The sequence below is a fragment of the Niveispirillum sp. CC-CTL257 genome, assembly GCF_059489915.1.
The window spans coordinates 1,880,618-1,892,783 of record NZ_JCAJXE010000001.1 but is presented as its reverse complement, the minus strand read 5'-3'; the positions used below and the strand labels follow the sequence as shown (position 1 = coordinate 1,892,783).

General features: G+C 62.4%; 8 protein-coding genes. 3 read left to right on the top strand and 5 right to left on the bottom strand.

Annotated elements, in window-relative coordinates:
• Window positions 1-31: 31 nt before the first annotated feature.
• From ABC729_RS08910 to ABC729_RS08895, 4 genes are all read right to left on the bottom strand, one after another.
• On the bottom strand, window positions 32-2,074 hold the full coding sequence (locus ABC729_RS08910) for an acetoacetate--CoA ligase (protein ID WP_495607270.1): 2,043 nt from the start codon (window positions 2,072-2,074) through the stop codon (window positions 32-34).
• Window positions 2,075-2,187: 113 nt separating this feature from the next.
• Window positions 2,188-4,470: a TonB-dependent receptor gene (locus tag ABC729_RS08905; protein ID WP_495607269.1), complete on the bottom strand. Its 2,283-nt coding sequence runs from the start codon at window positions 4,468-4,470 to the stop codon at window positions 2,188-2,190.
• A 148-nt stretch (window positions 4,471-4,618) separates the two neighbouring features.
• Complete coding sequence (locus tag ABC729_RS08900) at window positions 4,619-5,710, bottom strand: AraC family transcriptional regulator (RefSeq protein WP_495607268.1); 1,092 nt, start codon at window positions 5,708-5,710, stop codon at window positions 4,619-4,621.
• A gap of 100 nt (window positions 5,711-5,810) precedes the next feature.
• Window positions 5,811-7,487 carry a M28 family peptidase gene (locus tag ABC729_RS08895; protein ID WP_495607267.1) on the bottom strand — a complete coding sequence of 559 codons (1,677 nt, stop codon included), beginning with the start codon at window positions 7,485-7,487 and terminating at the stop codon, window positions 5,811-5,813.
• 209 nt (window positions 7,488-7,696) lie between these two features.
• Here ABC729_RS08895 and ABC729_RS08890 point away from each other — a divergent pair, with 209 nt between their 5' ends.
• Window positions 7,697-8,704, top strand: a complete 1,008-nt coding sequence (locus ABC729_RS08890) for an alpha/beta hydrolase (RefSeq protein ID WP_495607266.1) — start codon at window positions 7,697-7,699, stop codon at window positions 8,702-8,704.
• A 13-nt stretch (window positions 8,705-8,717) separates the two neighbouring features.
• Here ABC729_RS08890 and ABC729_RS08885 read toward each other — a convergent pair whose 3' ends face one another.
• Complete coding sequence (locus ABC729_RS08885) at window positions 8,718-10,010, bottom strand: hypothetical protein (RefSeq protein WP_495607265.1); 1,293 nt, start codon at window positions 10,008-10,010, stop codon at window positions 8,718-8,720.
• Window positions 10,011-10,237: 227 nt separating this feature from the next.
• Here ABC729_RS08885 and ABC729_RS08880 point away from each other — a divergent pair, with 227 nt between their 5' ends.
• Both ABC729_RS08880 and ABC729_RS08875 read left to right on the top strand, forming a co-directional pair.
• Window positions 10,238-11,029, top strand: a complete 792-nt coding sequence (locus ABC729_RS08880) for a GntR family transcriptional regulator (RefSeq protein WP_495607264.1) — start codon at window positions 10,238-10,240, stop codon at window positions 11,027-11,029.
• Between the two features lies 1 nt (window position 11,030).
• Window positions 11,031-12,068, top strand: coding sequence for a serine hydrolase domain-containing protein (locus ABC729_RS08875; RefSeq protein WP_495607263.1), 1,038 nt, complete (start codon window positions 11,031-11,033; stop codon window positions 12,066-12,068).
• Window positions 12,069-12,166: the final 98 nt, after the last annotated feature.

Below are 12,166 nucleotides of genomic sequence, written 5' to 3'. Positions count from 1 at the left end.
CCCTATCAGCGTATTTTTGTTGGCCGGCAGATCATTCGCCCCTGGCTGCAACCTTTGCTGACGTCATGCCGGTTTCCGCCCGCCAGGCATCTGCCTGCGCGACGTACCAGGGGATGATTGCGGCATTGTCTGTCAGGCTGGGGTCGATGACTTTCGCCACGGGCCACCCCTGGAACAGCCGCTTGACCGGCAGCTCCTGCTTCTTGCCGGACAGGGTACGGGGAATGGCTGGCGCCTGGATGAACCGGTCGGGGATGAAGCGCGGCGACAGCGTCTCGCGGATGGCCTTGGCGATGGCTGCTTCCAATTCAGGCCCCCAGAGAGTGCCTTCGCCGGGAACCACGAACATCAGAAGCTTGCTGTCACCGACCCCATCCTCCAGGTCGATGACCAAACTGTCCACGATGGTGGGCAGACGTTCGACAGCGGCATAGATGTCCGCCGTTCCCATGCGCAGGCCGTGCCGGTTGATCGTCGCGTCGCTGCGCCCGGCGATGGTGCAACTGCCATCGGCCTCCACGCTCAACCAGTCACCATGCCGCCAGACGCCCTCCCAGCTCTCGAAATAGGTGGATCGATAACGGGCGCGCTCGGTGTCACCCCAGAAGAACAGGGGCATGCTGGGAAAGGGCTGTGTGCAAACCAGTTCACCCACCTGCCCCTGGACGGCCCGGCCATCCTCGTCCCAGGCGTCCACCGACGCGCCAAGGTGCCGACATTGCATTCGTCCTGGTGTCGCCGGCAGTTCCCGGTTCCCTGACAGGAAAGCCGCCGCGATGTCGGTACCACCTGAAATGTTACACCACCAGATATCGGCGGTGCCCAGGGTGGCGAACTGGCGCGTGCCCCAGGTCTGGTCATCAACGGTCAGGGGAGATCCGGTGCTTCCCAGCGCCCGGATGCCGCTCAGATCGCCGATGTCCCGCAAAGCCAGACCCGCCTTTCGGCAACTGGCATAAAAGGCCGCACCGGCCCCGAACCATGTTACATGGTGCCGCGCGGCGAACGCCCATAACGGCGTCCATTCCGCCGCGCCGGCAGCCCCCTTTGGCGAACCGTCGTAAATGCAGATGGTGGTCCCGGACAACAGGCCGCCGACCTGGATGTTCCACATCACCCAGCCGGTGGCGCTGTACCAGTGGAACCGCTCGCCGAAATTGTTGGGGGAATAGCTGGCCCCGAGGTCCAGGTGCATGTTCCCGACACAGGCGGCAATGACAACGCCACCATGCCCATGGACGATGGCTTTGGGCAGACCTGTAGTTCCGCTGGAGTAAAGGATCCATAGCGGATGGTCAAAGGGCAGCCATTCCGGCTCAAACATCGCCGCCGTTCGGGCGTCCACTGGCTGGACAGCATGAAAATCGCTGGCACCTGCGATGGGGAACGCGCCTTTTCCCGTGGCGATCACGAACAGGTCGGTCACGCTGGGCAGGCCCTGACGGATGGTCTCGACGGTGGCGGCGCGATCCGCCTGCTTGCCGCCATAGGAAACCCCGTCCACAGCGATCAGAACCTTGGGTGCCGTCTGCTGGAACCGGGCCAGCACTGCCGGCGTGCCCATATCGGGGGAGCATATTGTCCAGATGGCACCAATGCTGGCACAGGCCAGCATCGACACCACGGCTTCCGGAATATTCGGCAGATAGGCCGCGACCACGTCACCACGCCCGATGCCCCGGTACCGGAGCTCAAGCGCGAATGTCGCGACCTGATGCCGCAATGCGCTCCAGGTCAGTTCGGTGACCCGGTCGCTTTCATCGGCGGCGATGATGGCGGGTTGGCCGGCGGCATCCGCCATATCGGCGTGGCGGAACACCTGTCGGGCATAATTGACCTGCGCGCCCGTGAACCAGCGGGCATCCGGCATCGTCCCTTCCACGATTACGGATGGGGGCGTTGGCGACCACAGGCCGTGATAGTCCCAGACGCTTTGCCAGAACGCTGTCAGATCGGTGCGCGACCATTCCCACATCGCCGCATAGTCGCAAAATGCCAGCCCGCGTTCCCGATGCAGCCATTCCCGGTACAGGCTGATCTGGGGAATGCTGGCGTCAGCCCCGCGATTGACCATGTCGTACTTCCTCGTGACTTTTAAAATAGTGTCTGCCCCAATGGAAAGGGGAAGCAGCGCCTGGGCCCGCATGCCCTTGTCGGCATGGGCGGACGGCGCTGCTTCCCGCCAGGTCAGAACCGATGATAGAGCGTGGCGCCATACATGCGCGGTGTGCCGACGGACCCGGAGGTATAGGCATTCGCTCCGGGGCGGGTGACAGCTTGGCTGATATAGCGCTTGTCGGCCGCGTTACGGACCCAACCGGTCAGCGACCAGGTCTTGTCGAACGTCCCCAGGGCCATCGACAGGTTGAGCAGGCCGTAATCTTCCTGCGTGTTCAACGGGTTGTTATAGATGTCGAAATAGACCTTGCTCTGCCATTTGTAGTCGGCGCGCGCGGTGACCTCCAGGTTCCCTGAAACCGGGAAGGCATATTCGCCGGAAAGGTTGAACTGCCATTTCGGCGCCTGGGTCAGCGTGTTGCCTTCCAGGTTAACGGCACCCGGCGGCAGCGGCTTGCCGCCACTGAGGACGCCGATGCAGGACGCGGCGGTCGGCACGTTGGGGTAAAGAGGATCGTTGTTGCAGAATTTCCCATATTCCGTGTCCAGGCGCGTGGCCGCACCGGACAGTTTCAGGCCCCTGGTCGGTGCCGCCTCGAACTCCAGCTCGATGCCCTTGATCTTGGCGGCCGACGCGTTCTCCACCCTGGGGAAGCGCACGCCCGTTTCCTCGTTGGTGCGGAAGACGGTCTGCTGCAGGTTCGTGTAGTCGGCGTAGAAGGCGGTCAGACCCATGCGCAGCCGCTTGTCGAAGAACTTGCCCTTGGTTCCGACTTCGTAGTTCCAGACATATTCCGGATTGAAGACGTTGACCGGCTGCGTAATGTCGCCCAGCGTGTTGAAACCGCCGGATTTGAAGCCACGCGACACGCTTGTATAGATCAGCGTGTTTTCCTCTGGCGTGTAATCCAGCACGAAGCGGGGCGTGAAGGCCTTCCAGGTATCCTTGTCGCCCAGCAGGTAGCGCCGCCCGCTCGACGTCGCATCCATCTCGTAAGTCTTCTTGTCGATCGTGTAGCGCCCGCCGGCGGTGGCGCGGAGATCATCGGTCAGATTGTACCGGAACTGCACATAGGAGGCGTAGGAATTCAGCTTCTCGTTGGGGAGATAGATGAGGAGGTTCTTTACCGTCGCGGAGCTGAGATAGAGCGGCTCGCTGGCGTCGCCATGCATGTAGAACAGGCCGGCGACCAGATCCGCCCGGTCGCCCAGATCGGTGGTGGCCGTGAACTCCTGTGTCGCCTGCTCGGCATAAAGACCGATCAGATCGAAGCGGGAGCCGACAACGGGCGTCAGGTCCACATCCAGATTGGTAAGGTCGATATCGTGCCGGATATAGCCGGTGGTGGAAGTGATCGAGCTATTTGAACCCAGTTCCATACGGGCGGTCAGGGTGGCGCGCACATCCTCCACATCGCGCTGGCCGGGCTCGTTGAAATAGAATTTCAGGTCCTTGAGATTGTTGACCGGATAGGCATAGCCAGGCACCTCGGCCGGCGTGGGGCGGGCCGGATCGGCGCGACCCAGCAGCACGTTGAAGGACGGATCGCCACGGTCACGCATGTAATCGACCAGCGCATTCACGCTGAACCTGTCCGACGGCTTGACCAGCAGCTGCCCACGCAACTGGGTCATGTCGGCATCGTCGTTGCGGCGGTTCAGGAACTGGTTCTTCGTCCAGCCGTCGGCGCGGTCATTCTGGAAGGAAATGCGCGCCATGACCTGATCGGACAACGCCGCGTTCACAAAGCCTTTGATGCCCATGCGAGCGTAATTGCCCGCAGTGAGACCGATTTCACCTTCGGTCTGGTCGGTCGGTCCCTTGCTGTAGACATTGATGGCGCCGCCCGTGGCGTTGCGGCCCTGAATGGTGCCCTGCGGCCCGCGCAGCACTTCGACCCGTTCAATGTCCAGGAAGGCGGGGTTCATCATGAAATGATTGAGCAGCGGCACACCGTCGAGCGATACGGTCACCCCTGACTGGCTGCCGATATCCTGCCCAGCCTGGCCGATGCCGCGCATTGCGATGAACACGTTGGTGGAACGCGTGCCGAATTGCAGGCTGGGCGCCAGTTGCACAAGGTCGCCAACTTCCTTGACGCCGGCCTTTTCCAGGGTTGCGCCCGAAACAGCGGTGATGGCGATGGGGATGTTCTGCAGCCCCTCAGCACGCTTTTCCGCCGTGACGACGATTTCTTCCAGGACGATCTCGCTCTGGGTCCCGGTGCTGGACGTCGCGTTGTTGCTTTGCGTCTGGGCCCAGACATGGCCCGGAACAAGACAGCCGCCGAACAGCGCAGTCGCCCCCAGACCCAACGCACGCATATGGCGGGTCGGCATCATGCTCTTCATGGTCATTCCATCCCGATTGATTGAAACGCCGGGGATCTGCCGCCCCCGGTCAGGGGGTAATCTTCGCATCCGCAGGTTGGGACACAATGACCGGTCTGACCCCATGATTTGACACAAGTGACAGGGCCGCTGGCGCGTCCCCCTTCAGTCAGGGCAGGCGCCGGTCATTGAGCAGGACGGTGGCGGCACGGACCTTTGCCGCATCGTTCATATATTCCGCCCGGTATGTTGATGGCGACATCCCCGCCCAGGTGCAGAAATGCCGGGAAAAGCTTCCAGGTTCGCTGAAGCCGAGGATGAAGCCGATCTCCGTGATGGGCGTGTCACTGGCCAGCAGATATGCCGCCGCCAGCTCTCCGCGCAGCCGTGTCCGCATATCCTGAAAGCTCTCGCCTTCAAGCGCCAGATCATGACGCAGCCGTCGCGGCCGTGTCCGCAGGCGTGATGCCACAACCTCCACTGGCACGGACCAGAGGCCGGCCCGCTGGCAATCGATCAGGACCTGCTGCGTCTTTTCCCGCCAGCTCACGCCACGGTCGGGCGGGGCGAACCAGTCAGGCTCGCTGCCATAGTAATCATTGTATTCGGTGATCGTATTGTGGACCAGCCGGGCCGTCAGATCGCCCCATTCATAGGACAGGGCGTCAACGTCCGCGTCAAACTGCACCGGACAACCGAAAGGTGCGAAACGGTCGAACCCGTTTTCCTGTGACGGACGCGGCCCGCGCACGGAAAGGCTCCGCAATGCCAGCGGCCGACCGATCAGCCAGCTGAACAACTGATATATCCAGACGAACCGTATCCAGACGAATATGTCACGATCAACGCCCGCAATCGTCTGGTAGTTGCAGATATGCTTAAGGCCGACCCCATGCTCTTCCTTGATGTCGGGCCCGACATTGGTGGACATGGCGTCTGTGAACCGGATGCTGACCCGCAGTGCCTCGCCCAGTGTCGTGCAATGCAGGAAGGAGAGCAGCCGTTCGGCCTCCAGTGCCAGCCGGCAATTCTGCGCGAAGAAGCCCAGATAGACATCGTCCAGCCGGAACTGGATCTGGCGGACCAGCCGGACCAGCGCCCTGCCGTCGATCCCTTCCATCTGGTTGCCGTAAACGGATGGATCAATCCCCGCTTCCTGCAAAAGGACCAGGGGGTCCGCACCCTTCAGAACAGCACCCTGCAGCAGTTGCCGGACGGCCTCACCGTCCAGCCCTGGACTGCCCCTTAATTCCTTATCCATTGCTGATGGGTTCTGTATCCACATGCCTGACGGTACCGGCCGCCAAGCGTTCCCCTCAACAGAGTATCGCATACCATTGTCCTCGCAAGGGTCGATCATTTCATGGCGTGGGTGGGCATTGCCGCGCTGCCGTCCACTCGCCGCCCCGCAGCAGTCCGGCGGGCGCGTTTGCGACTTGCGCGATGAAATGGGCGTAGAAGCGTGCCGCGCGTTCCAACCCTTCAGGTGGGACGCTGTAAAGATCATCACCCGTCGTGTGATAGACGGCACCGGAAGCGATCATTTGCGTCTGCGGAATCTCCGGCCGCGACGCAAACGCCTTGAGCTCGCCGGGAAGCGGCTTGTCGATGACCCGTTGGGCATCCAGCCCGAAACATTCTATCCCCTGTCGCCAGAGACCGATCAGATAAGGGGCGCTGTTGCTGATGGCGATCTGCTTGGGCAGTTCGCCGGACGCCGCGATGACCCGTCGCCCGAAATTATTATCCTGCTGGTCGACATAGGATCGCATCGTCGCGGCCTGGGCCGGATGTTCGATATTCAGGATAAGGTCGGCCTGGGCTACGTGACCGGCATCGTGCCGGGCGCGAAAGGCGGCGAGCCCGCTGGCACCGGGGCTGTGGTGACCGGCACTACCCACGAAGACCAGGGTTCGCTCCAGTTTGGGCGCCTCCGTGAAATGCCTGGCCAGTGCCAGCATGATCGCGACGCCCGATGCATTGTCATCGGCACCTCCGAACCAGCCGTCGATATGCGCATCGACGATGATGGTGCGGGCGGTCTTGCCCGGCAACGTGGCCACGACGTTGGACACGTCCATATTGAGAGTTTCTGATGTTGCCGACAGGCTGGCATTGACGCTTCGCCCTGCGCGGTCCGCTTCGCTCATAAGGTTTAGCAGGAAGAACCCGTCCTCTCCGCCCACCGTGAAGCACAAACCCCGTCCGCAGCCATGGCGGTCGCGGTCGAAGCTTTTCAGGTTTCCGGCCTGTACCAGGATTTCAACCACACCGACAGCGCCGGCCTTCGTAACCGTTTCCGTGCGACGAGCCGGGATCGGCGCATAAAGGCTGGGGGCCGGGAATGCCAGGATCACCGCGATCTTTCCATGAAGATCGCGTCCGGCCAAGTCGGCATCCATGCCCATGCCGGCATAGACCAGCGGTGCAGTGACGGTTCCATTGACGGGGCCAATCCCCTGCACCATCGCCGATTGCAGCACGATGTCCTGGCTTCCCGGCCCCATCTCCGCACCGCCGATCAGCCGGACTTCCCCTGTCACCGGCAGATTGACATCGTTGATACGAAATGGCTCCAGGCGCGTGTCGGTATAGCCGGCAGCGCGCAACTGCGCGGCTACCCAGTGCGCGGTCTTCTCATAGGCCGGCTTCCCCGTGACGCGCCCCCACAGATAGTCGCCAGCGGCCCGGCTTTCATGGGAAAAGCCGACGATGGTGGCGACATCCGCGTGAAGGACAGCACCGTTGAAAAGCGGGCTCATCGGGCCGGGTGCGAACAGGGCGGGCCGCGCCGGTAGGTCCGTCTGGCCCGTCTCGAACGCACCTGCCACGGGGTCAGTTTCCGCTTCCGGCGGCCGCAGACTGAACCAGGCTGGCTTGCCCGACCTTGCCGGCTCGGGGCCATCCAGAATGCTGCGGGTCGTCGGGGGTGCTTCATGCCCTGCGGCTGATCCCCAGGCAAGCAAGGTGACCATGACGAACAGTGCCGTAACATAGGGGCGTATGCAGTTATGGACGAGCCCATTGGCAGAGAACATGGAAGGGTGTCCCTCTCCTGTCTCCGTGCAGCCTGGGCCGTGGCCGACCCTGTCTCCTGCGCGGTTGATGGTGGCAGTATAGGGGAGGGAAGGCTTGACAGTCATTTCATTTATTCACAATCTAATAAATGAATAGTCCGGCCAGCTAGGCCGCCACCCCTGATGCCACCCCGTATCCTTGGGTCTCGCGTCGCGACGGAGGGTTTCCAGTGATCAATCGACGGAAATTTGCGGCCGCCATCGCCGCGATGTCGGGCATGCCTGCCCTTGCCCAGGTCGCAGACAAGGGGGCAGAGCAACCGGCCGGAACGGTTCGCGCTATCACGCTGCAATCCGCCAACGTACCGGGTGATGTCGCCGTCAGCATCTATACGCCGCCCGGCTATGGTCTGGGGCATGCTCTTCCTTTAATGCTGTTCCTGCATGGTGGTAACGGCAGCGATCAGGACCTGCTCCGTTTCACGCCTGCGATCGACGCGGCCATCAGTGCCGGCGTGATTCCATCCCTGGTCATCGCCACGCCAAGCGCCCGCCGATCCCTATACATGGATTTCAGGGACAGGTCGCAGCGCTGGGAAACCTTCATCATGTCGGAACTGCTGCCCCATCTGCGCGGCAGTCTGGCCGTCTCCGCCGAACGGCGGCACAGTTTCATCGGAGGTGTGTCGATGGGCGGGTTGGGCAGCTTACGGCTGGCCTTCAAGCATCCCGAAAGCTTTGCCGCCGTGGCCGCGCTGGAGCCGGCGATTGAGCCCGTCCTGTCCTGGGCGGATGTCGGTCCGAATGTCAAATTCTGGCGGCCGGAAAAGGTGATCCAGCCGATATTCGGGTCGCCGGTCGATCTGGACTATTGGGCCGCCAACAACCCTGCCACCATCGCCAGCAATGATCCGGAACGGCTGGTCAACTTGCCCATCTATCTCGATGTCGGTGATCAGGACATGCTTTACCTGCATCAGGGGGTGGAGTTCCTGCATCGCATTCTTTTCGATGCCGGGGTTGGCCATGAATACCGGCTGGTCCGTGGCGCCGACCATATCGGACCCTCGCTGGTTCCCCGCGTTCTGGATGCGTTGGGCTTCATCGGTCGCCAGATTCGCCCGCCTGAATGGATCGATGACGGTGTCCGAAAGGCACGAGCGTCATTCGATGAGGTGAAACGGGCCATGGGCATGGCGGTGGTTGAACTGGACCCGAGGAAAATCCGGAGCATGTGATGTCCCCGGATCATCAGACACGGATTTGTGTTTCGATAAGCCGTTGGAACGCGGCGGCGGCTTCGGCGACAGCGGGCGCCGACACGCACCTTGCGTCGTCGTCCGCGACATGGTGGAAACGGTGGATTCCGAAGACCCCGGCCGTCGGGGCATAGCCGGCCGCCACGATTTCCGTCAGTTCGCCCGCTGTCAGCGTATCCGTGGACAGGGGCGCTTCCAGTCCCGCATGGCCCGCGAAGACCTCCCGCGCCACCGGCAGCAGGGAAGGGCTGACCGACAGATAGCGCTGGGTGTCCACGCTGGGCAGCGGCTGCCACTTACCGGGCCATTCCTGCCAGTCGCGTGCGGCCACGTTGGCGCCCAGATGTAGCCAGAACCGTGTTTCCACCGGTTTCGGTGCGATGGCCTTCAGCGATTCCGATGCACCCAGATTCTCATATTCATGGCCGCTATGGCAGACGAAGGCGAGGTCGTGATCCTTCACCGCCCCGGCAGCCCAGCGGGCGATCCACAGCCAGGCAGCGATGCCGGGCCCACGCTCCCCCGCGCAGCCGTACCAGCCCGAACGCGGTGTCGATACAACCAGCCAGCGTTTGCGTCCCCGATCCATCCGACCGATGAAGTTAAAGGCGGGGCGTCTTCCTGTCACGCCCTGCAAGTACAGGGTGGCGTCGCTTTTGGCGACGGCGCCTGCGCGAAACGGCTTCGCATCCTCGGGGGCTAGTAGGGCGACGGGGCCGGCGAACATCGGTTCGCGGCCATCAGCGTTAAGCGCGATTACCTTGCCCGTGGGGCCGTTGGTGATCGCGACCACCGCCCGCGCTCCACTGCCGAAGGCGGCCGTGATCGGCTCCCGGATCGCCTTGGACAATGCCGAGGACCACCTTCCATATGGCAGGTCGATCAGCGCGATGGCCCCGTTCAGTGGGCCATCGGCCAGACCTTGTGCATCGACGCGTACCAGGGGGCCGGTAATACCGTCCGGCCCTGTGGGGATCACGATGGGCTGTGGCCACACGGTCGCCGTGGCCCCGCCGCACAGCAGTTCAGCGCGCTTCGGGTCGAAGAACGGTGTGGCTACGTCCTGCCGTTCAACCCGAAAGCCAAGCTGCGCCAGTTCCGACGACAGCCATTCCCCGACTGCATTGTCGCCGGTCCCGCCGGCCTGTTTGCTGCCGAAGTCGATATATTTGGCAAGGTCGGCCGCGACCCGATCCTCCTGTGCCGGCGTTACCTTCGCCATTGCCGCTGCGGCGGGAAGGGCGGCCCCGGTGGCCAGAAAACGGCGTCTGCTGGTCTTGAACATAAGGAAACTCCCGCGCGAAGGGATGTCGCTGGCTGGGTGGCATTTTCGACCTGCCAGACAGGACGGGACATATCAGCCCGATGGTGATCGGTCATTCTGTCCCTCAATGAGGGCTGGATTGTACGACAATATTGACGTTGACGTATGATGAATCTCCGTAGAATGATCATGGTCGAGCTTGCGGTTCGGTGCCCGGGACGGGGCCGCCTGTAGAAGGGGCAATGACGTTGAGCAGCAAGGCCAAAGCGGTGGATCGCGATCCTGGATCTGATGATCCCGACATGGATGCAGAAGCGGCGGCGTCATCGGGTCCGCTTGGAGCCGACGATGTGGCAGAGGTGCTGCGCCGCCGCATTCAGCGCCAGGAGCTGCCCCCTGGCGAATGGCTGCGGGAGGCGCGGCTTTGCAGTGAATTCGGCGTCGGCCGGTCCATCGTGCGGCGTGCCCTGCGCGCGCTGGTCGATGATGGTCTGGTGGATATGGAGGCCAATCGCGGTGCACGGGTTTCCGCCACCAGTGTGGAGGAGGTTTTCGACCTATATGAGGTGCGGGCTGCCCTTTACGGCTTGGCCGCGCGCTTTGCCTGTCTGCGCGCATCTGAAACGGCGATCCGCGCCATGTTGGTGAAGATCGACCAGTTGCTGGAGGTTGCTGCGCGCCGGGCGCCGCCTGAAGAGGTCATTACACTCAGCGAGGCAATTTTCAGCGACATGGCAGCGGCGGCGAGCCCCAACGCACAGCATATGATCGAAGCGATCCGCCGCAAGACGCGCTTTCATTATTCCTACACTGCGCTGACGGTTTTTGCGGATGGGCACGGTCCTTATGATCATTGGCGCCGCGTCCGCGCAGCCCTTCTGATCCGCAATGCCGATGCGGCGAGCCAGGGGGCGCGGGACATTCTCTATTACATGCAGGGCGAGGTTGCGCGAATCATGCTCGCGCATGGGACCCGTGCCCGGGAGGCACTGACACCTTCAGTGCCAGTCCGCAAACCGCGTGCTGTCAGGGGGAGCTAAAATGGCCGGATTCCGTTTGAAGCTACTGCTTGCTGCCACCCTGCTCGCAGGTTTGACCGTCTTTCAGACAACCGTTACCACTTCCACCGCCGCTGCGGCGGACAGTTTGGAACTGACGCGGCTTCTCGACTATCTGCGCCAGCAGAATACAACGGGCTTTCTTGTCATTCAGGACGGCAAGACGCTGATCGAGAAGAACTGGCCAGCGCCGGAGGGCAATCCGCAATTCGCGCTTTTCGCCTATGAGCGTGATGCCGAAGGCGCATTGCTGGAAGATGTGGCCTCGCAGCAGAAAAGCTTCATCGCGGTGCTTATGGCCATCGCCGTGGACAAGGGCCTGATCGATGTCCAGAAGCCGGTTTCCGACTATATCGGCGCTGGCTGGTCCAAGGCCACGCCATTACAGGAAGCCGCAATCCGCGTCATCGACCTGCTGACGATGAGTTCCGGGCTGGATGACAAGTTCGGTTATGTTGCCCCGGCAGGCACCCAGTTCTATTACAACACGCCTGTTTACGCCGTGACCAAGCGTGTTCTGGCGGTAGCGTCGAAACAGTCGCTCGACGCGGTCACGCGCGACTGGCTGACCGGGCCGGCGGGAATGAAGGCGACCACCTGGCGCAAGCGACCGGCCGTGCTGGCCGGTATCGGGAATGACACGGGCCTTGTCACCTCGCCGCGTGACACGGCCCGGTTCGGCTCCATCATCCTTTCCGGAGGTCTGGCGGAGGATGGTAAACGCATTATTTCTGAAGCCTCCATAAAGGCAATGCTGACGCCGTCAGCCACCAATCCCGCCTATGGGCACTTGTGGTGGCTGAACAGCAGCCAATATACGCTGCGTGCCGTGGGGGAGCGGCGTGAGGGTCCGCTGGTCACGGCGGCACCGGCCGACATGGTGGCGGCGCTGGGAGCGTTTGACCGCCGCCTTTATATCGTGCCCAGTGCCAGGCTGATCGTCGTGCGTACCGGTGCGGCTGCGGGTGATAAGGCTTTCGATGAACAACTCTGGCAGCTTTTGATGAAAGTGATCAGCTGAGGGGAGCGTGGCTGGACCGCGAGAAGGATCACCCGTCGCTATGGGCGGCGGCGGCGTCAGTGGCATCCAAGATTGGCTGTTCGGCCCATATGCTGAAT